The organism is Amycolatopsis taiwanensis DSM 45107 (assembly GCF_000519205.1).
GTDB lineage: Bacteria > Actinomycetota > Actinomycetes > Mycobacteriales > Pseudonocardiaceae > Amycolatopsis_E > Amycolatopsis_E taiwanensis.
Map to the genome: position 1 here is coordinate 86,554 of NZ_KI912599.1, position 20,617 is coordinate 107,170.

21 protein-coding genes are annotated in these 20,617 nt (G+C 70.0%); 12 read left to right on the top strand and 9 right to left on the bottom strand.

Annotation, left to right across the window (positions count from 1 at the left end):
* Nucleotides 1-100: 100 nt before the first annotated feature.
* Genes A3CU_RS0137970 through A3CU_RS48675 form a run of 4 tightly spaced genes read right to left on the bottom strand, consistent with a single transcriptional unit; the run spans nucleotide 101 to nucleotide 3,254 of the window.
* The gene (locus tag A3CU_RS0137970; RefSeq protein WP_027946643.1) at nucleotides 101-1,378 is read right to left on the bottom strand and encodes a HAMP domain-containing sensor histidine kinase; all 1,278 of its coding nucleotides are present in this window, start codon (nucleotides 1,376-1,378) and stop codon (nucleotides 101-103) included.
* On the bottom strand, nucleotides 1,354-2,076 hold the full coding sequence (locus tag A3CU_RS0137975; RefSeq protein WP_027946644.1) for a response regulator transcription factor: 723 nt from the start codon (nucleotides 2,074-2,076) through the stop codon (nucleotides 1,354-1,356). The genes A3CU_RS0137970 and A3CU_RS0137975 overlap by 25 nt, the downstream gene beginning before the upstream one ends.
* An 18-nt stretch (nucleotides 2,077-2,094) precedes the next feature.
* Complete coding sequence (locus tag A3CU_RS0137980) at nucleotides 2,095-2,544, bottom strand: YdeI/OmpD-associated family protein (RefSeq protein ID WP_027946645.1); 450 nt, start codon at nucleotides 2,542-2,544, stop codon at nucleotides 2,095-2,097.
* Nucleotides 2,544-3,254, bottom strand: a complete 711-nt coding sequence (locus tag A3CU_RS48675; RefSeq protein WP_245617511.1) for a DUF998 domain-containing protein — start codon at nucleotides 3,252-3,254, stop codon at nucleotides 2,544-2,546. Before A3CU_RS48675 ends, A3CU_RS0137980 begins: the two co-directional genes overlap by 1 nt.
* A gap of 85 nt (nucleotides 3,255-3,339) precedes the next feature.
* Between A3CU_RS48675 and A3CU_RS0137990 the strand changes: the two genes are divergently transcribed.
* Nucleotides 3,340-4,011 (top strand): TetR/AcrR family transcriptional regulator, encoded by a 672-nt coding sequence (locus A3CU_RS0137990; RefSeq protein WP_027946646.1) that lies wholly within the window; start codon nucleotides 3,340-3,342, stop codon nucleotides 4,009-4,011.
* A 12-nt stretch (nucleotides 4,012-4,023) separates the two neighbouring features.
* On the opposite strand, the gene A3CU_RS0137995 is transcribed toward A3CU_RS0137990, so the two are convergent.
* Nucleotides 4,024-4,749, bottom strand: coding sequence for an SDR family NAD(P)-dependent oxidoreductase (locus tag A3CU_RS0137995; protein ID WP_027946647.1), 726 nt, complete (start codon nucleotides 4,747-4,749; stop codon nucleotides 4,024-4,026).
* Nucleotides 4,750-4,846: 97 nt separating this feature from the next.
* On the opposite strand from A3CU_RS0137995, the gene A3CU_RS0138000 reads away from it, so the two are divergent.
* The 4 genes from A3CU_RS0138000 (at nucleotide 4,847) to A3CU_RS0138020 (ending at nucleotide 10,260) form a co-directional block, all read left to right on the top strand.
* Entirely contained in the window at nucleotides 4,847-5,479 is a 633-nt protein-coding gene (locus A3CU_RS0138000) for a TetR/AcrR family transcriptional regulator (protein ID WP_027946648.1), read from the top strand.
* 58 nt (nucleotides 5,480-5,537) lie between these two features.
* Complete coding sequence (gene hypF / locus A3CU_RS0138005; protein ID WP_245617512.1) at nucleotides 5,538-7,745, top strand: carbamoyltransferase HypF; 2,208 nt, start codon at nucleotides 5,538-5,540, stop codon at nucleotides 7,743-7,745.
* Between the two features lie 494 nt (nucleotides 7,746-8,239).
* Nucleotides 8,240-9,427, top strand: a complete 1,188-nt coding sequence (locus tag A3CU_RS0138015) for a CaiB/BaiF CoA transferase family protein (RefSeq protein WP_027946651.1) — start codon at nucleotides 8,240-8,242, stop codon at nucleotides 9,425-9,427.
* Nucleotides 9,424-10,260 (top strand): HpcH/HpaI aldolase/citrate lyase family protein, encoded by an 837-nt coding sequence (locus A3CU_RS0138020; protein ID WP_027946652.1) that lies wholly within the window; start codon nucleotides 9,424-9,426, stop codon nucleotides 10,258-10,260. The genes A3CU_RS0138015 and A3CU_RS0138020 overlap by 4 nt, the downstream gene beginning before the upstream one ends.
* A 54-nt stretch (nucleotides 10,261-10,314) precedes the next feature.
* On the opposite strand, the gene A3CU_RS0138025 is transcribed toward A3CU_RS0138020, so the two are convergent.
* Both A3CU_RS0138025 and A3CU_RS0138030 read right to left on the bottom strand, forming a co-directional pair.
* A complete protein-coding gene (locus A3CU_RS0138025) occupies nucleotides 10,315-10,974 on the bottom strand; it encodes a GntR family transcriptional regulator (RefSeq protein ID WP_211246617.1) in 660 nt (219 codons plus the stop codon).
* Nucleotides 10,975-11,035: 61 nt separating this feature from the next.
* A complete protein-coding gene (locus tag A3CU_RS0138030) occupies nucleotides 11,036-11,641 on the bottom strand; it encodes a TetR/AcrR family transcriptional regulator (protein WP_027946654.1) in 606 nt (201 codons plus the stop codon).
* Between the two features lie 137 nt (nucleotides 11,642-11,778).
* Here A3CU_RS0138030 and A3CU_RS0138035 point away from each other — a divergent pair, with 137 nt between their 5' ends.
* A complete protein-coding gene (locus A3CU_RS0138035; protein WP_027946655.1) occupies nucleotides 11,779-12,798 on the top strand; it encodes a glycoside hydrolase family 113 protein in 1,020 nt (339 codons plus the stop codon).
* A 483-nt stretch (nucleotides 12,799-13,281) separates the two neighbouring features.
* Complete coding sequence (locus A3CU_RS0138040) at nucleotides 13,282-13,827, top strand: hypothetical protein (protein ID WP_156960763.1); 546 nt, start codon at nucleotides 13,282-13,284, stop codon at nucleotides 13,825-13,827.
* A gap of 50 nt (nucleotides 13,828-13,877) precedes the next feature.
* Here the strand turns inward: A3CU_RS0138040 and A3CU_RS48680 are convergent, their stop codons facing one another.
* The gene (locus A3CU_RS48680) at nucleotides 13,878-14,564 is read right to left on the bottom strand and encodes a LuxR C-terminal-related transcriptional regulator (RefSeq protein WP_052372859.1); all 687 of its coding nucleotides are present in this window, start codon (nucleotides 14,562-14,564) and stop codon (nucleotides 13,878-13,880) included.
* Entirely contained in the window at nucleotides 14,549-15,694 is a 1,146-nt protein-coding gene (locus A3CU_RS0138050) for a hypothetical protein (protein WP_156960764.1), read from the bottom strand. Before A3CU_RS0138050 ends, A3CU_RS48680 begins: the two co-directional genes overlap by 16 nt.
* Nucleotides 15,695-15,719: 25 nt before the next feature.
* On the opposite strand from A3CU_RS0138050, the gene A3CU_RS55480 reads away from it, so the two are divergent.
* The 5 genes from A3CU_RS55480 to A3CU_RS0138070 are packed head-to-tail and all read left to right on the top strand — an operon-like array spanning nucleotide 15,720 to nucleotide 20,617.
* Nucleotides 15,720-16,202 (top strand): response regulator transcription factor family protein, encoded by a 483-nt coding sequence (locus A3CU_RS55480; protein ID WP_342668956.1) that lies wholly within the window; start codon nucleotides 15,720-15,722, stop codon nucleotides 16,200-16,202.
* 51 nt (nucleotides 16,203-16,253) lie between these two features.
* A complete protein-coding gene (locus tag A3CU_RS55485) occupies nucleotides 16,254-16,448 on the top strand; it encodes a winged helix-turn-helix domain-containing protein (RefSeq protein ID WP_342668957.1) in 195 nt (64 codons plus the stop codon).
* Nucleotides 16,445-17,698 (top strand): sensor histidine kinase, encoded by a 1,254-nt coding sequence (locus tag A3CU_RS0138060; protein WP_027946658.1) that lies wholly within the window; start codon nucleotides 16,445-16,447, stop codon nucleotides 17,696-17,698. The genes A3CU_RS55485 and A3CU_RS0138060 overlap by 4 nt, the downstream gene beginning before the upstream one ends.
* Before the next feature lie 58 nt (nucleotides 17,699-17,756).
* Nucleotides 17,757-19,655 carry a fibronectin type III domain-containing protein gene (locus A3CU_RS55305; RefSeq protein ID WP_156960765.1) on the top strand — a complete coding sequence of 633 codons (1,899 nt, stop codon included), beginning with the start codon at nucleotides 17,757-17,759 and terminating at the stop codon, nucleotides 19,653-19,655.
* Between the two features lie 2 nt (nucleotides 19,656-19,657).
* The gene (locus A3CU_RS0138070; protein ID WP_027946659.1) at nucleotides 19,658-20,617 is read left to right on the top strand and encodes an AAA family ATPase; all 960 of its coding nucleotides are present in this window, start codon (nucleotides 19,658-19,660) and stop codon (nucleotides 20,615-20,617) included.

Consider the following 20,617-nt stretch of genomic DNA (forward strand, 5'->3'; position numbering starts at 1 on the left):
GTTAACGGATGGCTAACCCGCGCCGCTAGCGTTGCTACGGATGCTATCGGTAGCAAATCACCCTTGCTCCAAAACGAGGGGGCACCGGGGCAAACGGTCTCTAGTCGACAGGCAGTAGCAGGGTGAAGGTGGGCGGGACGGGACGGGAGAGCCAGAGGCGTCCGCCTTCGGCTTCGGCAAGGCTGCGGGCCAGTGCGAGCCCGATGCCGCGCCCGGTCGCGGGTTCCCGCCGCCGGGCGAACGGGTCGAATTCCGGGTCGATGCCGCTGCCTTCGTCGGAAACGTCCACGGCCAAGGCGTGGCCGGCGTCGCGTGCCGTGACGGTGACGGTTCCCTGGCCGTGGGCGACCGCGTTGTCCAGCAGGACCACGAGGATCTGGCGGATCGCCGCGGCCGAGGCGCGGGGCGGCGGTGCGTTGTCGGCGGTTATGCGGAGGTGACGGTCCTGCGCGGCGAGCAGTCCGAGCCAGCCCTGCTCGACCTCCGCGAGCAGGGCGGTCAGGTCGGCCGTCTCGCCGGGGGAGCGGCCGGTGCCGCGGGCGAGCGCGAGCAGGTCGGTGATGGTGCGCTCGAGCCGGTCCGCGGTGTCGATCCCGTCACGTAGAGCGGCGCGCGCGTCGGCGTCCGGGGCGTCGAGCGCGGCCTCGAGCTGGAGCCGGAGCCCGGACAGCGGCGTGCGCAACTGGTGGGAGGCGTTCGCCGAAAATGCCCGTTCCCGGTCGATCATCTCGCCGATGCGCTGTGCGGTGCTGTCCAGGGACGAGCCCACCGAGTCTATTTCGGACACTCCCGCGGGCCGGGTGCGGACCGTGAAGTCGCCCTCGCCCAGCCGGCGGGCGGCCCGCGACAGCTCCTCGAGCGGGTGGGCCAGCCGGGCCGCCATCCGGCGGGCGACCAGCCAGGTCAGGGCCAGCGCCGCGACGGCCAGCCCCAGCATCGCCAGCCAGGTCAGGCCGGTCCGGAGATAGAACTCGCCGCGCGAGGTCGCCGCGCGAACGACCCCGACAAGGGCACCATTGTCGGAGACCGGGATGGCGAAGATGAGGCTTCCGTCGGCGTCACCACGGGCCGGGCCTTTCCCGCGGGAGCGGATGACGACATCGTCGGCGGTGACCGGGCCGGAACCGGCCAGCCGCCGGCCGTCCGGGGCGTAGACGGCGAGGCTGATATCGCTTTCGGTGTCGGGGAGCTGAATGGCCGGCGCTGGGGCGGTGAGCTCACCCGCGATGCTCAGCGCGGCTGAGGTGGCGACCCGTTCCAGATCCGTGCGCTCGTCGTCGCGGTAGTACTTGGTGACCGCGACCGCCAGCGGCAGTCCGAACAGGCTGATCGCGAGCAGCGCGGCGGCCAGTGTCAGCGCGACGATCCGCTTGCGCACTCGTCCTCCCCCCAACGGTCCAACCGGTAGCCGTGGCCGCGCAGCGTGGAGATCCGGGGCGCCCGGCCGGGTTGGGCGGCCTCGGCGAGCTTGCGCCGCAGCATGGCGATGTGCACGTCGAGCGTTTTCGTCGAGCCGTGCCAGTGGGCGTCCCACACCTCGGTCATCAGCGTGTCCCGGCTCACCGCCGTCCCCGGGTTCTGGGCGAGCCGGGCCAGCAGGTCGAATTCCTTGGCCCGTAACGGGATCTCGCGATCGTCGAGGAAGACCCGCCGGGCGGGGAGGTCGATGCGCAGGCCGCCCACCGCGATCTCGTCCAGGACGGCCGGGCCGGCCGGGCCCCGGCGTAGGTGCGCCCGGACGCGGGCGAGCAACTCGGCCAGCCGGACGGGCTTGGTGAGATAGTCGTCGGCGCCGGCCTCCAGCCCGACGATCACGTCCATCTCCTCGTGGCGGGCGGTGAGGATCACCAGCACGGCCAGGGGCTGCCCGGCGCGCAGCCGCCGGCAGACGTCGACGCCGTCGAGGTCGGGCAGGCCGAGATCGAGCAGCACCAGGTCGAAGTGCTCGGCCGCGGCGGCCGCCAGACCCCCGCGCCCGCCGCGCTCCCACCGCACCGTGAAGCCGTGGCGGCGCAGGCTCGACTCCAGCACACCCCCGATGGTCTCGTCGTCCTCGATTATCAGCAGTCGTGCCACAGCGGCACACTAAACCCGTCACGCCTGGTCTTCGGCGATCTTCCGCAGTCCGTCGACGGTCTTGGCGATTCGCCGCCGGCGGGTCTGGTCCGTCTTCGCGCCGTCGATCGCGAGCACGTACCGGCGTTTTTCGCTGTAGGACAAGGCGTCGAAGGCGCGGCGGGCGGCGGGATCGAGTGCGGCGGCCAGGTCGTCGGGCACGGTGACGGTCCGCGGCTCGGTATCCAGCGTGAGTTCGACGTCCACCTCGTCGCCCGCGGCGACACCGGCGGCGGCTCGGACCTCCGCGCTGACCGGGATCATCGACTTCCCGCCCATCGACCCGATGCTGCTGCGGTAGGTGTGGTCGTTGAGGCGCACCCGCACCTTCGGCCGCTTGCCCGACCCGAGTCCCGCCACGATCTCGGGCGGAACCTCGATGCCGGTGGCCGACTTGCCGTTCAACTGCACGGTCGTGTGGAACCTCATCACTTCGCCTCGGCTTCCGTCGCGCCCTTGACGCCGGCGTAGGAGTACAGGTGCACGGACAGCGCCGCGAGCCATGACCAGGCGATGAGCACGGCGGCGGTGAAGGCCAGCGTCGTGGCAACGTCACCGGACCCGGAGGCGATGCCGGCGAATCCGGCCAGGAACAGCACCCCGGTCACCGCCGAGTACACCGCCCAGCCGCGCCGGCCCTCCTTGGCGAAACGGCGGGCGAACACGCCGCACGCGGCGATCAACGCGAGAAACCCGATCGCCCCGGCGAACATGTGGGCCGTTCCGTGCCAGCTGATCGTGGTGGGCCGGTCCGGTGCGCCGGCCGGGAAGCCGAACGCCGGGTCGGCCGTGAACGCGCCGGCCGCGATCAGGCCGATCCCGTACCCGCCGACCAGCAGCGGCCCCCACTTGCCGCCGCGCTCGCCGGAGAGGGCGCGCCGCATGCCGATCGCCGCCGCGAGCACCATCAGCCCGCTGAGGGCGAAGTTCGTGATCTGAATCCAGCCGAGGCCGCCGTTGGCGAGCAAGCTGATGTCGTGGCGGGTGGGGTCGAACCCGGATCTCGTGGCCGCCTGCACCGCGGCGGTCACGACATAGACCGCACCGGCCAGCACCCCGTACCCCAGCAGGCTCTTGGTCACCCGCGTTCGCGGGTCGCAGGAGATCGCCGCCGGTTTTTCCATGACTGTCGCGTTCATCATCCGCACCTTTCCGGTTCCGCGGTCGAGTACTGGGCGGTACGGTACTCTCGCGAGTACTGATCCGTCTAGTACTATCCGGTTCATGGAACAGAAGAGCACGCCCGTCCGGGGCGTCACCGAAGTCCAGTCGGAGGGCGGCCGCTCCGCCCGGAAGCGCCGGGCGATCATCGAAGAGGCGACCGCGCTGTTCCTGCGCAACGGCTATCAGGGCACCAGCATGGACGAGGTCGCGGCGCGGGCCGCGGTGTCGAAGCAGACGGTGTACAAGAACTTCGCCGACAAGGAACAGTTGTTCACCGAGATCATCCGGGGCGTCGCCGACAGATCCGAAGATGTCCTCGACGAGTTGGGCGTGGTACTTCGCGCCGCCGACGCCAAAACCGGCGACGACCTCGAGCGCGTGCTCACGGAACTGGCCGTGCGCTACCTGAGCGCGGTGCTGCAACCGCAGGTGCTGCGACTGCGCAGGCTGGTGATCGCCGAAGCCGACCGGTTCCCCGAGCTGGCGCGTTACTACTACGAAAAAGCCCCGGTGCGGGCCGTCCAAATTCTCGCCGCAGAGCTGCGGGCCTACGCCGAACGTGGCCTGTTGCAAGTCGCGGACCCGGCCCTGGCCGCCAACACGTTCGCCTACCTGGTGTTGGCGATCCCTCAGGACAGGGCCCTGTTCCATCCAGGTGAGGAACCCCGCGCGGAGGAATACGAACGGATCGCGAAGGAAGCCGTCCGGGTCTTCCTCGCGGCCCACCGCTGAGCGGGCGAAAAATTACTCGAAGGCGCTGAAGGTCGTTTCCGCGCGGTCGCGGGTTGAATACATCTGCCATGCGGTGTCGGCGATGTCGTCGGGGTTGAGCGAGTTGGCTCCGACATCGCCGAACCGCGCGGGTTGCGATGTGACCATTTGGTGGATATCGCCGCGTTCGATGAGCCCACCGATGGTCAGGGCGCCGGCGTAGATGCCCTTGCCGGCCAGTGCCGCGTTGAGAGTCAGGGCGTAGTTGCGCAGCGCCGCGGACGCGACGGCGAGGGAGCCCAGGGCCGGCATGGGCCGGACGGCGCTGACTCCGCCGGCGAACAGCAGGCCGCCGGCTCCGCGGGCGAGCATGCCGGGCAGGACCCGGCCCACCACGTCGATCGCCGGGTAGACCCAGGTCATGGCCTGTGCGACGTCCGCGGAGGAGATCTCGGTGATCGGTTTCGGCAGCAAGCCCTGGTCGGCCGGTCCGTAGTACAGCAGATCGATGCTCCCGAACCGTTCCTCGATCTTGTCCAGGATGGCCAGGACCTGGTCCTTGTCGTAGACGTCGGCGACGAACGACTCGGCGGTGACACCGGCCTCGGCCAGTTCGGCCAGGTACCCGGCGTGCCGGGCGCCACTCCGTGAGATCACCGCGACGGCGTGGCCCGCACGGCCGAAGCGGTGGGCGATGGACATGCCGAGCCCGGGGCCGACGCCGAGGACGACGGCGGTGGGACGCATTGGTGCGGACATCGTGACGCCTCCAGGGCAGTAAGTCGAGGGTCGCCTCGAATTGATGACCAAAAGATATCACAAGCTCGAGGGTGCCCTCGACTTGTAGGATGGCCACATGGCCGCCAGACCCAAGTCGTTGCGGGCGGATGCCGCCCGCAACCGGGACAAGCTGCTCGTCGCCGCCACCCAGGTGTTCGGCGAGCGCGGTCTCGACGCGCCGTTGGAACACATCGCCCGCCGGGCCGGGGTCAGCATCGGCACGCTCTACGCGCACTTTCCGACGCGGGAGGCGTTCTTCGACGCGATCTTTCCCGAGCGGCTGGCGGAGCTCGACCGGATCGCCGCCGCGGCACTGGCCGACGCCGACCCCTGGCAGGGGTTCGCCGGTTACCTGGAGGGACTGTTCGCGTTGCAGGCCAAGGATCGTGGGCTCAACGACGCACTCGCGCAACGATTCCCGCTCAGCCCCGAGGTTGCCGTGGCCTGCCACCGCGGCATGCAGCACGTCGAGCAGATCATCGACCGGGCCAGGCGCAGCGGGCAGCTGCGCGCCGACTTCCAGTCGGCCGACCTGGCCACCCTGATCTGGGCGATGTCCCAGGTGATCCGGGAATCGATCGACATCGCCCCACAGGCGTGGCGCCGGTGCCTGGCCTTCTTCCTGGACGGCCTGCGCGCCGGCGCCGCACATCCCATCTCCGTGCCACCGCTGACCTCGGACAACCTGATCGACGCCCTGCGCCATTGATCGCTCTCACCCGCTGGTGATGTTCCGGCCGGCCGGTACGGCGACACAGACTTTCCGGGTGAGTGATCGAGTTCGGCTGGCGGTGCGGATCACCGGTGTCGTGCAGGGCGTCGGGTTCCGGCCTTTCGTGCACGCGCTCGCCGCGCGGCTGGACCTGTCCGGGCACGTGGGGAACGACAGCACCGGGGTGTTCGCCGAGATCGAAGGCGAGCGGGCCGCGGTCTCGGAGTTCCTCGCCGCTGTCCGGGAGCAGGCGCCTCCACTCGCGACGGTCGGCCAGGTGTCCAGTCGTGAGCTCGAAACCCAGGGCACGACGGGATTCCGGATCATGGCGAGCCCGGACGGCGCCGGCGCCAACACACTGGTCGCGGCCGACAGCGCGACCTGCGCGGACTGCCTGCGCGAGCTGCACGACCCGGCCGACCGGCGCTACCGCTACCCGTTCGTGAACTGCACCAACTGCGGCCCACGGTTCACCATCGTGCGATCCGTGCCCTATGACCGTCCGATGACCACGATGGCGCCCTTCGCGATGTGTGCCGACTGCGCGCGCGAGTACCACGATCCGGCGGATCGCCGGTTCCACGCGCAGCCGGTGTGCTGTCCCGCCTGCGGGCCGCGGTTGCGTCTCGACGGGCACCCCGGCGACCCCATTTCGTCCACTGTGGAGCTTTTGCGGCAGGGTGCGGTCGTTGCGATCAAGGGGCTCGGTGGCTACCACCTCGCCGTCGATGCGAGCGACGAGGCCGCCACCGGCAAGCTGCGGAGCCGAAAACACCGCGAGGACAAGCCGTTCGCCGTGATGGTGCCCGGCCTCGCCACGGCCCGAAAGCTGTGCGAAGTGGACGATGCCGCGGAGCGGTTGCTCACCGAGCGCGCTCGGCCGATCGTGCTCTTGCCGAGCCGACGGCTCGTCGCGCCCTCGGTCGCGCCGGGCAACAAACGACTCGGCGTGATGCTGCCGTATACGCCGCTGCATCATCTGCTGCTCGAAGAGTTCGGCGGGCCGGTGGTGCTCACCAGCGCCAACGTTTCCGACGAGCCCATCGTCCATCGTGACGACGATGCCCGGCGGCGGCTGTCCGGCATCGCCGACGCGTTCCTGTGGCACGACCGCGAAATCCATATCCGCACCGACGACTCCGTGGTCCGGGCGTTCCGCGGCCGGACGCAACTGCAGCGCCGGTCACGCGGCTACGTGCCGGAGCCGGTCGCCCTCGGCGGAAAGTTCGCCCGCCACGTGCTCGCCTGCGGGGCCGAGTTGAAGAACACGTTCTGCCTGGTCAAGGACGACCACGCGGTTCTCTCGCACCACATCGGGGACCTGGAGAACTTCGAGACGCTGCGCTCGTTCACCGAAGGGATCGAGCACTTCAGCCGGCTCTTCGACATCAAGCCCGATGTGGTCGCGCACGACCTGCATCCCGAGTATCTGTCCACAAAGTACGCTCTCGACCTGACCGGAGTGGAGCTTGTCGGGGTGCAGCACCATCATGCCCACATCGCCTCGTGCCTGGCGGACAACGGCGAGGACGGGCCGGTGCTCGGCGTGGCCTTCGACGGCACGGGCTACGGCCCCGACGGCACGATCTGGGGTGGCGAGTTCCTGCTCGCCGACTTCGCCGGGTTCGAGCGGCTCGCGCAGCTGACCCCGGTGCCGATGCCCGGTGGTGCGGCGGCGATCAGGCACCCGTGGCGGATGGCGGCGGCCTATGTGGAAGATGCTGATGGCCTGGCGGTGTTCCGGCGGCACGAGCCGGACTGGGCGTCGGTGGTGGCGATGGCCCGCCGTGGGGTGAACTCGCCGCTGACCTCCAGCGCCGGCCGGCTCTTCGACGCGGTGTCCGCGCTGCTGGGCGTCCGGGACGTGGTCAACTACGAGGGCCAGGCCGCGATCGAACTGGAGCAACTGGCCGATCCCGTGGAGCCGGGCGCCTACCGGGCGGAGGAGTCGGTCGATCTGGTCGCCCAGGTCGTCGAGGACCTGCGTGCGGGCGTGCCCGCGCCGGTGATCGCCGCGCGGTTCCACAACGGCATGGCCGAGCTGATCCGGCATACTTGCGTGCGCCTCCGCGACCTGACCGGCGTCGGCACCGTCGCGCTCTCAGGCGGGGTGTTCCAGAACGTCCTGCTGCTGGACCGTGCCGTGGAAGCGTTGGAGGGTAAGGGTTTCCGGGTGCTCACGCACTCTCGCGTGCCCACCAACGACGGCGGCGTCAGCCTCGGCCAAGCCGTGATCGCCAACCGCCGCTGCCGCCTCCCGTAACCCTCCACCCCGCCCCCGCTCCAGGCTGCCGTGTCCCCGCTCCAGGCTGCCGTGTCCCCGCTCCAGTGCGCCGTGTCCCCGCTCCAGGCTGCCGTGTCCCCGCTCCAGTGCGCCGTGTTCCCGTTTCAGGCCGCCGTGTCCCTGCTCCAGGTCACTGAGTTCCCGTTGCAGGCCGCCGTGTCCCCGCTTCAGGCCGCTGAGTTCCCGTTGCAGGCCGCCGTGTCCCCGCTTCAGGCCGCTGAGTTCCCGTTTCAGGCCTGTGAATGCCCGATTCAGGACGGTGTGTTGCTGCTTCGGGACACTGTGTTGCCGATCTGATTGAATCTTATAACCTCTCGTCTCGATACGCGATCCGTCGAAGCGCTGAAGGTGTGACCGAGCGGACAGTAACTTGCTGTATCCCCACATGAATTCGGCGCGAAGCCGCCTTGTGACCAGCTTGAGCGGTCACGGCCACTTGACGAGATGCTCATAAGTTATATAGAACTCACCGCATGTCATCCTTGTCGGATATCCGGGTCGTCGACACGGCCACCCTGTTCGCCGGGCCATCGGCGGCGTCGATGCTCGGGGATTTCGGGGCCGATGTGATCAAGGTCGAGCACCCGAAGCGGGGCGATCCCTCGCGCGGGCACGGCCCCGCGGCCGACGGCGTCGGGCTGTGGTGGAAATACCTGTCGCGCAACAAACGCACGACCGCCGTCGATCTGTCCAGCGCAGCGGGGCAGGAGGTGATCCGCCGGCTGCTGGACACCTCGGACGTGCTGGTCGAGAACTTCCGGCCCGGCACCCTCGAGCGCTGGGGCCTGGGACCCGAGGTGCTGCACCAGCGCAACCCACGGCTGATCATCGCCAGGATGACCGGATTCGGGCAGTTCGGCCCGATGGCGGCGCGCCCCGGCTTCGGCACTCTCGCCGAATCGATGAGCGGGTTCGCCGCGGTGACCGGCGAGCCCGACGGCCCGCCGACCCTTCCTCCACTCGCCCTCGCGGACGGCGTCGCCGGCCTGGCCATGGCCTACGCGATCATGGTCGCGTTGCGTGCGCGTGAGCAGACCGGCCGCGGCCAAGTCATCGACATGGCCATCATCGAGCCGTTGCTGGGGCTGCTCGGCCCGCAGGTCACCGCCTACCGCGCACTGGGTGTGCTGCCGCCGCGCACCGGAAACCGCTCCAACAGCAACGCGCCCCGCAACATCTACCGCAGCCGGGACGGCCGCTGGCTGGCGATCTCCACGAGCGCGCAGGCCGTCGCCGAGCGGGTCATGCGCCTGGTCGGCCGCCCGGACGTGATCGACGAGCCGTGGTTCGCCACCGGACAGGGCCGCGTTGCGCACGTCGAGGAGCTGGACGAAGCGGTGGCAAAGTGGATCGCCGAACGCGACGCGGACGAGGTGATCGCCGCGTTCGAGCAGGCGCAGGCGGCGATCGCCCCGATCTACGACGCGTCCGATATCGTGCAGGACCCGCAGTACGAGGCGCTGCAGACCTTTGTGGACCTGCCGGACGAGGAACTGGGCAGCGTGACCGTGCAGAACGTGCTTTTCCGGATGTCCGAGACCCCCGGCGCGGTGCGCTGGGGCGGCCCGCCTCTTGGCCGGCACACCGACGAAGTGCTCACCGAACTCGGCTATGGCACGGACGAACTCGCCGAACTGCGCCGCTCGGGGGTGATCGCGTGATCCCGCCCCTGGTATGGCTCTACGTGCCCGGCGACCGCCCCGAACGGTTCGCCAAGGCACTGGCCGCCGGCGCCGACGCGGTGATCATCGACCTCGAGGACGCGGTCAGCGCGGCCAAAAAGGACGAAGCCCGCGCGAACGTGGTCGATTTTCTCAGCCGGCCATCCCCGGGCGACGGCCCCGAAATTCAGGTGCGGATCAACGATTTGGCCACCGAGCGCGGGCAGGCCGACCTGGCCGCGATCGCGGGCCTGCCGGGGCTGCGATCGGTTCGTCTGCCCAAAGTGGAGAGTCCGGAGACACTGGATGTGTTCGCGCGGCTCGTGCCGGACCCGGCGGTCGGCGCTTACGCGCTGGTGGAATCGGCGCGCGGGCTCGCGGCCATCGGTGCGATCGCGGGCCACCCCCGGGCGAGCGGGCTCGCGCTCGGTGAACAGGACCTGATGGCCGAACTGTCGGTGACCGGCGAGTCCGCATTGGACTACCTGCGCATGCAGGCCGTGATCGCGGCCGCGTCGGCCGGCCTGCCGCCGGTGGCGATGTCGGTGTACGCCAATGTGGCCGACGAAACGGGCCTGCTGCGCGCCTGCGAGCACGGGCGCACGCTCGGCATGCGGGGCATGGCCGCGATCCACCCCCGGCAGATCCCGGCCATCCGGCGTGCTTTCCGGCCCACCGACGAAGAGGTCGCCCGCGCGCGGGAGATCGTGCTGGCCGCCGAGCAGGCCGGGGCCAACGGCGCCGCCCTGCTGCCGGACGGTCGTTTCGTCGACGCCCCGATCGTGATCAAGGCACAACGGGTCCTGGAACTGGCCGGGCAGAACCCTTCCTGAGAAGTACCGGCGGCGCCGTCGCCCTGAGCGCGTTCGTGAACAGGCGGCGCGGGCTCACGCGGGCCCGCGCCGCCCCAGCCGGTAGCCACCGCTGAACTCGATGTGCTCGACCATGATCCGTTCCGCGGTGTGCCCGTCGCCTACTTGCAGCGCGCGGCAGAGCTGTTCGTGTGCGGCGAGATGGTTCTTCGCCGCGTCCGGGTCGAGCCACAGGGACGCCCCCTCCGGCACCGGATAGCTGTCGTGCAGCGAGCGGACATGCGCGCCGAGGAACGCCGGTCCGCCGATGTCGGTGATGGTCAAATGCAGTCGGCGGCTCTGCTCGCCCAGCAGTTCGTGCCGGCCTTTGCGTTCGTTGTCGACCATTGATTCGTGCAGCCGCCACAGCTGGTCGAGCTCGGCACGGGTGATCACCGCGGCCGCGAGCCGCGCGCCGAGACCCTCCACGGCCGCACGGACCTGGTAGAACTCGAGCAGTGCCTCGTCGCTGAGGTCGATCACGGTGGCCCCGTGATGCCGCTCGTAGCTGATGAGCCGGTCCCGCTCCAGCCGCCGGAACGCCTCGCGCACCGGTGTGATCGACACGCCGAGGCGCTCGGCCACCGCCGTCGCACGCAGCGGCGTGCCGCCGGGGATCTCCGCGTTCCGGATCTCCCTGGACAGCCGGTGATAGACGTAGTCCGCCTTGCTCATCGGCGCTTCGGTGTCACTCACCTGGCCTCCCTGTCGTCGCCGGCGGACCACCCCGCCGCCGAGTTCAAGTTATAAGATACGGCTACGCCCCGCGGCCGCGCGCCCGAAGCTTCACCAGCGGCAGGTACACCTCGTCGAGGATCTCGACGAGCACGTCGTCAGGTGCAGTCGGGACTCCGCGGACGACGAATTCGTTGCGCAGCAAGACAATGGCGACGGTGGCGACCCGGGGATGGAGCGCTTCGGGAGAGGCTTCGCCGCGCGCGACCGCGCGTCCCAGGATCGTCAGCCAGGGGGCGGCTGCGGCGTCGGCCTGTTCTGGCAACTGCGCCAGGAATTCCGTCGCACCGCCGGCGGCTGCCATCAGCTCGCGCAGGATCGTGCCGAGCGGGGAACTCCAGTGGCGGTTCGCCCGGCGGAGCAACTCGAGGGCGTCACCGCGCAGGCTGCCAGTGTCCGGGAGGTCGACCGTCGTGGCGAGTTGCCGATAGGCGGCGATGCCGAGTGCGAGGCGGTTCGGCCAGCGGCGGTAGATGGCGTTCTTGTTGGTGCCTGCGCGGGTGGCCACCTTGTCCATGGTCAGCCCGGCGTACCCGGACTCGGTGAGTTCGTCCACCGTGGCGCGCAGGATCGCCTCCTCCAGGGCAGCGCCGCGTCGCCGAGTCTGCCCGGCGCCTGGCTGTTTCACTGGACCCTCCGCCACCAGGTCTTTCCGTAACCGGCACTCATCGTACCTTCATCGAAGGGGCATGGCTCAGTGCTATGTCCGCGTTAGGGTACGGTCGGTACCGTAATTGGGGTCTCGATGGAAAGGCGACTCGACACATGCGGGCCAAAGGCATCAGCTACGACACCGGCTTCGTCTACAACGGATTGATCGGCCACCAGCACTTCGACGCGGCGGTCGTCGAACGCGAACTGCGCATCATCCGGGATGATCTGCACTGCACCGCGGTTCGCATCATGGGTGGTGATCCGGAACGGCTGGAGCTCGCCGCGACCCACGCCGCCGATCTCGGCTTGGAGGTCTGGTTCTCGCCCTATCCGCTGGAGTTGACCACCGATGAAATGCTGTCGCTGTTCGCCGACTGCGCCGAACGCGCGGAGCGGGTCAGGCAGCGGGGTGCCGAGGTCGTTTTCGTCACCGGCGCCGAGTTGAGCCTGATGAACAAGGGATTCCTGCCCGGCGACAGCACGGATGACCGGGTCGCCTTGCTGAGCCAGCCACACCGCGTGCGCGAGCACATCGGTGAGGTCGGCCCACGTGTCAACGAATTCCTCGGCAAGGCCGTGGCGCTCGTCCGCGAGCGCTTCGGCGGCAAGGTGACCTACGCCTCCGTACCGCTTGAGCGCGTCGACTGGGCACCCTTCGACATCATGTCCGTGGATCTCTACCGGTCGGCCGAGATCGCCGACCGATTCGCCGACGGTGTTCATACCCTCGTCGCGCAGGGGAAGCCGGTCGCGATCACCGAGTTCGGTTCCGCCACCTATCGCGGCGCGGGCGAGCAGGGCGCGCGCGGCCTGGAGATCGTGGAGTACGACAAGGACACTCGTGCACCCGTTCGGTTGGGCGGTGAGTATGCCCGCGACGAAGCCGGCCAGGCCGCGTATCTGCGCGAACTGCTGGAGGCATTTGAGGCTGGAGGCATCGACGGCGCCTTTGTGTTCACCTTCGCGTTGTATGACTACCCGCATCGCCCCGGCGGCGACCCGCGCGAAGACCTGGACCTCGCCAGCTACGGCATCGTCAAGGTCCTCGAGGACCGGCACGGAGACACCTACCCCGGCATGCCCTGGGAACCCAAGGCCGCATTCACCGCCCTCGCCGATTACTACCGCTAGCCATAAACCCGTGTCCCCGGTCCAGTCACCCGAGTTCCCGGTTCAGTCACCCGAGTTCCGGCTCCGGGCACCCGAGTTCCGGCTCCAGGCACCCGAGTGCCCGGTTCAGGCACTTGTGTCCCCGGCTCGGGCGTCTGAGTTCCCGGTTCGGGCGGAGAGTGCCAGCAGCTGTCTGTCCACAGCGGAGGTTGTCCAGATGGGCAATCAACTCGGCCATTGGCTCACCTGCAGGCCGGGAGTCCTTTAACCGTCGGCAGGCCGAAGATCGGGCGGTTGGACCTTCCCCAAGCCAGAACTCGGGTGCCTGAGTCGGGAACTCGGGTGCCTGAGTCGGGAACTCGGGTGCCTGAGTCGGGGACACGCCGTAGCCGAAGCCGTGTTGCGGGCGGTCAGGAACAGCACGGGCACCGTCGATCCGTCCCCGTGCCGGGCGCAGACGTAGGGCGTCCCCGGAGGGCAGCATCCGGTCGGAACATCACCTGCATGCAGCGCGAACCCGCATGGCACGGTGTCGCATGGGATGCTGCCCCGATGGGCAACATCGACTCGGAAGCCGCTCCCGACGAGAACAGCCAAGCGCAAGAGCTTGCACCGGCCTCGCCGGCGACGCTGACTCAGTACCAGGTCCTGGCGGCTCGTCGGCAATCGTTCGACACCACAATGTGGCAGGTCCCGGCACTGTCTCTCACCGCGCAGTCCTTCCTGCTGTCCCTGGCTTACGGGGCGCAGTCCTCGAAACCGGCCTCGATCGTGGGCGGCCTGCTATCGTTCATGATCTCGCTGATGTCCGTCCAACTCCTCCTGCGACTTCGGAAGAACGAGGTGCTGGACTCGATCCTGCTCCAGCGGATCGAGCGTGAACACGGTTGGACCGAACTGTTCACCTCGGGGGCCGCTCGAGCCCGTTCAATCGGATATTCCCGGCGCCGGGTCATCCATCTCCGCTCCTACCTGATCTGGGCCGCCGGCCTGGCAGCATTCGGTCTGGCCGGAGTGACGGCAGTGATAATCGCCATCGTTACGGGCTAGAGCGTGGTCTGGCTACCCAAACCCGATCACGCGCCCTTTGCAACAACTCCCTAGCTGACTCGCTCTCGTGCGGTGTTGAAGACCGGTCCCGCCGCAGCCAGCCAGCCGTGGTGCGCGGCCTTCACGCCGGCCATGAACCGGCTGCGCGCGCCGAGCCGATCCATTATGCCCGCGACCAGGCGGCGGACCGTCCGGACCGAGATCCCGAGCGCCTCGGCCGCGGCCGCGTCGGTACGACCCGCGGCCAGCAGGGACAGCAGTTCCCGTTCCCTGGCAGCGAGTTCCGTGGTGTCCGGGAGCAGGGGAGCGCTGGTGAACCACAGCCGTTCGAACATCTCGACGGCGGCGGCCACCACCCCGGGATGCCGGAAGGGTGCGATACCGGCGCCCGGGCGGTCGGCGCGGTACACCGCCGTGGTCCGGTCCACGACCAAGGTGTCGGTCGGGACCTCGGGCAGCGTGCGCACGGCCGCCCCGGCCAGCGCCAGCTTGCTCAGGCGGGAGCCGAGCGAAGGTGCCATTCGCGCGGATTCCGGGACGAGGACGCGATAACGCACGCCGCGCCGCAGGTTCTGGTGGTGCACCGGCCGGGCGATGCCGAACGGGTTCGGGGACGCCGTCGTCGGAGTGGTCGCCACCAGGACCTCGGAGCGCGCGGTGGCCAGCAGTGGGTCGGCCGCGGTACCGGGCACGGCGGGCAGGGATTGGTGAGGCCGGGTCATCAGGCTGGTCGACACAGGAAACCTCCGATGGGAAGGGAAGCGGCGACAGCGCGACGGTGGATGCCGTCCAACCGCCTGAACTGGATATCGGTGGCGGAAAACAGCCGCGCGGCACGGTCCGCGGCAGCGTCGACCGCCGCTTCGGTGGTGGCCGCGAAGCGCAGGAGCGCGTCGGTGGAACCGCCCCGCGCGGAGAGCGTCACCGTGACCGCGACGCCCGGGGTGTGGCTGAGCAGCCCATCGGCCAGGCGGTGCAGATCCGATTCGTCACCTCCGCGCAGGGAGAAACATGCCTGCGAAACGGTTCCCGTCCGCCAGAAACGCCAGGCTTCGCGGATCTCGTCGCGTCCCTGGCCGACGTGGGCGAGCGCGGTGACGGCCGCGAGCCCGGTGTCCACGGGCAGGAGTCCGGTCGGCACGCCGGCCTTGTCCAGCGAGCGCCGGACGCGGCGCAATCCGTTGTGCAGCAACGGAATTAGCTCGTCGTCAGACGGGGTTTCGAGGTTGCGTCCGGCGTGCACCGCGAGCCAGATGCGCACGCTTCCCTCCGACCGGGCGCCGGAATGGAACACCAGCTGCACGCCGACGCCGGCCGGCAGGCCGCGCAGCAGCGCCACCGGGGCGGGGAACGACGAGATCGGGGCGGTACCGACGGCCCGTGGCCGGATGATCGCGGTCAGGCCGGCGGGATGGCTGATGGTCGCGACCGGACCCTGGCCGGTGTCGGTGTCACCGGCGGCCGACCCGGGGAGCAGCAGGCCGAGCAGGACGCGCGACTTGTCGCCGCGTGCGGGCAGCCAGCGCCGCCGTTTGCGGACGGCGAACCGGCATCGCCCCGCGGCGATCTGATAGAGCCTGACGCCCCGGCGCCGGACCACGGTCGAGACCACCAGTGCCGCCGCCGCGGCCACGAGAACCGCGGACACTGGCAACGGCTGGCGTGAAGCGATCGTGACCAGCACTGTCGCGACCTGCCAGCACAGGACCCGGCCCGGCCCGGCCGACTGCCCCGGGCCGGCCGCCGCCGGCACGGGAGCGGCCGGCCCGGGAGCGGCCGGGGCAGGTGGCGGTACGGGCACCGCGACCGGCCGGACGGCCGCGGCGACCACGAGCCTGCGGGGCCGGGGCCGTTCACGAGTGTCCACAGTTCACCTCCGCCAAATTGGTGCGGTGGCCGGTTCCGGTCAACCGGGCATATGGCCGCCGCTTACCGCATACGATCACCCCGAACATGAGGATGCGATGACAACAGATCCGGATGGCACGGAAATGTCAGTGCTGATGGTGGAATACGACGAGGACCTGCGGACCGCGCTGTGCGCCGAGCTGGGGGCGGCGGACATCGCGGTGACCGCGGCGAGCGCGCGCGCGGAATTCTCGTATCTCGTGGTCGATCGCATGCTTTCGGACGATCACGCGATCACGTTCGTGCAAAAACGAAGAATCGCCGGCTACGGCGTACCGGTGCTGGTCCTGACCGCGCGCGACACCGTGGCCGCCCGGGTCACCGGCTTCGCCCACCGTGGCGACGACTATTTGGTCAAGTCCTTCGCGATGGCGGTGCCGGGCCCGGGTAAGGGTATTGTGCCGGCGGGCGACGCGCCGCCCGTCGCTCCTGCGGTACGCGGACATGGTGCTGGGTTGCGCGCGTGAGGAGGCCGCCGTGGCGGTGTCCTGCTCACCTTGCCGGGTAGGGAGTTCGCGGTGCGGGAGTACCTGCTGATCCGGCCGGAGCAGGTGGTGTCGCGCACGGAGCTGATCGAGCACTGCTGGGACGAGGAGGCCGACCCGATGTCCAATGTGGTCGATGCCGTGGTCACACGGCTGCGCCGCAAGCTGCGCGAGCCGAACCTGTTGCACGGCGTCCGTGGCGCCGGGTACCGGCTGAGCGTCGCGTGAAGCCCCGTCCTGCGGCGGAGCGGCTGCGTCGCCTGCGGCTCGTGCTCACCGGGATGTTCACCGCGATGAACGCAGCCGGGCTGGTGTTCTTCGCGTGGCTGGCCATCCAGGCGGACGGCAAACAGACGGAGCAGCAGCTGGACGGCGACAACAGCAGGGTGACCTCGACGGTCGTCCGGCTGATCGAGTTCGACCCGGCCAACGGCGCCCTGGTCACCGCGTTCGTCGGGAGGGACGAGATCAATGACCAGTGCCCGCAGTTCGCGGTCCTGCAAGGCGGTTCCGGGAGCTTTCCCAGCTATTACAGTTCCCGTGATTGCGTGCGAGCCGACCCGGCCGTGCTGGGCGGTCTCGCGTATGACGCGGCGCAGAAGGGCCGGGTGCAGTACGGCGACGTCGACGTCGGTGGGGGAGTGGTGGCCCGGGTCCGGGCCGAGCCGTTCCGAAACCCCTCGGGCCAGTACATCGGCGCGATCGTCGCGGTGAGCGACGCCGGGCCGGCGCAGGTGGCGCACGCACGCTACGTGCTGTTGGTGATGGGCGGCTGCGTGGTGCTGGTCGGCGCGGTCGCGCTGGCGGGGCACCGGCTGTCCACCCGCGCGATCAGGCCCGCGGCCGACGCGCTGGAGCAGCAGCAGAACCTCCTGGACGAGACCGCGCACGACCTGCGCAACCCCGTCGCGGCGCTGCGTGCCCTGGCCGAGACGGCGCTGGGCAACCCCGATCAGCAGGCCGAACTGTTGCCCCGCACGGTCGGGCTGGCCGCCCGGATGGGCACCATCATCGAGAGCCAGCTCGTCCGGGCCCGCCTCGCCGCCGGCATGGACGACCTGGCGATCCAGTCGGTGTGGTTGGACCAACTCGTTACCGCGGTGGTCGCCGACACCCCGGCCGATGGCGCCAGCGTCACGGTGACAGCGGCCCCGTCGCGGGTGCGGGTGGACCCGTCGCTGGTCCAGCGAGCGGTCGGGAACCTGCTGGACAACGCGCTGCATCACGGGCGGCAGCCCAGCCAGCAGGCCATCGTGCACATCACGGTCGCGGGTGGCCGGGTGACCGTGGCCGACCACGGTCCCGGCGTCGACCCGGCGATCGCGGAGGGCCTGATGGACCGGTTCCGCACCGGCAGCGGCTCGACCGGGCTCGGATTGTCCATTGTGCGCTGGGTGGCGCAGGTGCACGGCGGCACGCTCGACATCTACAACGCCGACGAAGGCGGCGCGATTTTCGAGCTGGTCTTTCCCTCCTGATGACCTTTTGTGGTCAAAGTGGGACCGGTCCCGCAAAGGGCGCGCTAGCTTCGCCGCCGTGGATCACGAAACTGCGCGGGTAGGGGGACGGCGCCTCGTCGCCACCTCGGCCAAGGTGGAGAAGCGCGGACGCCGGCGCCGACGAGGCCCGCTCGCGCTGTTCGTGTTCGTGTGTGTGGCGGCGCTGGTCGCCACCATCACCGGGGCCGCCTCACCCGTGGTGGGCACGCGGTTCGCGCTGGTCGGGCACTGGGTCTACAACTCGGTGCTGCAGGTGGCATTTCACATCGACGGCGCGACCGCGAACATCGACGCCGAGGCCGCGGTGCCCGGCGATCCCGGAAGCCAGGTGGTGCAGGGGGAAACCAGTGGCTTCGTCGTCGGCAGCTCCCGGATCACCGAGTTCGGCAAGTCGACGCTGTCCGTGGAGCAGTCCACCGCGCCCCCGGCGGACGAGGTACCGGCCGGCCTCGAGGTCCCCGGTGGGCCGTATCTGGTGTACCGCGCCGCGGGCAAGGTCGTGCGGCTCGGTGAACCTCCGGCGACGCTGTCCACGGGCGGCGCCGTCGGCGACCCGGTGTCTACTTCGGACGGTACGTTGTGGCTCTACCGGGTCGGGGTCGGGCTGGTCTGCCGGCTTTCCCCGGGCGCGGACCGTATCTCGTCGTGCCCGGTGGTCGCGCCGAAGGACCACACCGGCGCGCTGACCGTGGTCGGGGACCGGCCCGCCCTGCTCGACCTGACCACGAGCACGGTGAACTCGATCGACGGGGACCGGCTCGGCGCCGCGGTGCCGATCGGCGTCTCCGTTTCGCCCGCGTCGCGCCCGGCGGCCAACGACGTGGCCGGGCGGGTGGCGATCCTCGACCCGGTGGCCCGGCGCCTGGTCCTGGCCGACGCGAAGGACGCGACCGCGAAGCCGGTGACCGTGACACTGCCCGACGGCGACTACGACCGTCCCGTGTCGACCGGTTCCGCGGTGGCCCTCGTGGACCGGAAGACCGGCACGCTGCTGACCTTCGGGGCCGACGGCATGCAGAAGGACAGCAAGCCGGTTCCGCACGAGAGCGGTTCTCCCCGGCTCAGCCGCGGCGAGGACGGCCGGGCCTACGTCGAGGATGCCGCCGGCACGCACGTGCTCATCGTGGACCGGGACGGCACGGTTTCCGATGTGGCGGTGGCGGGCAAACCGGCGACCGCCCCGACCGCGTCCGGCCAGGTGCCCGACCCCGGCGCCACCCAGGCCGGCGAGCAGCGCAGCGACCAGCCGGCCGGGCCGCGGCCGGGCAACCGGCCCACCACCCAACGGCCGCCCACGTCAACGAGAACTCCGGGCCCGCAGAATCCTCCGCCCGCACAGAAGCCTCCCCCCGTGCAGAAGCCTCCGCCGGTGCCGGCGAGCCCGCCGGGCGCGCCGTCCTCGGTTTCGGCGACCGCCGGGGACTCCTCGGCGACCGTCACCTGGGGCGCGGCGCCGGACAACCGGTCACCGATCACGTCCTACCGGGTGTCGTGGCCGGGCGGGTCGACGACGGCCGGCGGCGGGTCGCGCAGTGCCAAGATCACCGGCCTGACCAACGGCACGCGCTACGTGTTCACGGTCACGGCGATCAACGCGATGGGCACCGGCCCGGGCGCCTCCTCGCCGGCGGTCATCCCCAAGGGCACGCCGACCATCACGATCAGCGAGGGGGGGCGAATGACGTCGGACAACTGCAAGGCCCCCGACTGTCACGCGGTCAACGTGACGATGAAGGGCTTCGCGCCGAACACGACGTACACGATCGTCCTGCATTCCTCCAGCAACAACAGCGTCTGGCGGGAGCGGGAAACCACGGACGCGAACGGCAACGCGACGCACAACAACGGCGACTACGACGTGTCCGGCGAGACCGTGTGGGTCACGGTCACCACGTCCAGCGGCACGGTCGGCTCCAACCGGATTACTTGGGAGTGAGGGTGAACCAGATTTCGGCAGGCGAGGTCTACGAGCGGATCGCGGCGAACGTGCAGACCGTGGTGCGCGGCAAGTCCCAGGTGGTGCGGCTGGCGATCGCCGCGCTGCTCGCCGAGGGGCACCTGCTGGTCGAGGACGTGCCGGGGCTGGGCAAGACCACGCTCGCCCGCTGCCTCGCACGCAGCATCGACGGGAGCTGGCACCGGATCCAGTTCACTCCGGACCTGCTTCCCGGGGACGTCACCGGCGTGCAGGTCTACCACCAGCGCGACGAGAAGTTCGCGTTCCACCCCGGTGGGGTCTTCGCCAACATCGTGCTTGCCGACGAGATCAACCGGGGCACGCCCAAGACCCAGTCGGCGCTGCTGGAGGTCATGGCCGAGCGGACGGTCACCGTGGACTCGGTGCGGCACGAGGTGCCCCGGCCGTTCCTGGTGATCGCCACCCAGAACCCGATCGAGATGGAGGGCACCTACCGGCTGCCCGAGGCCCAGCTCGACCGCTTCCTGATGCGGCTGCGCTTCGGTTACCCGGATCTCGCGTCGGAGGTCATGGTGATCATGAGCGACTGCGCCGGGATCAACCCGGACGAGCTGTCGCCGGTGGTCGACATCCCGACCCTGCAAGCCGCCGTGGCGCAGGTGCGCGCGGCCCACATCGACCGCGCCATCTGTGAGTACGCCGCGAACCTGGCCGCGGCCACCCGAAAACACGCCGCGTTGCGGTACGGCGCCAGCCCGCGCGGCAGCATCGCACTGGTGCGGGCGGCGCAGGCGGTGGCCGCCACCTATGGCCGCGGCTTCGTCACCCCCGACGACATCAAGGAGGTGGCGCACCCGGTGCTCGAACACCGGCTGATCCTCACCTCGGACGCCGAGCTGAACCAGCGCCGTCCCGCCGACATCGTGGACGAGGTGCTCGCCGCAATCCCGGTGCCCTCGACGAACTCGGCGGGAGTCTGA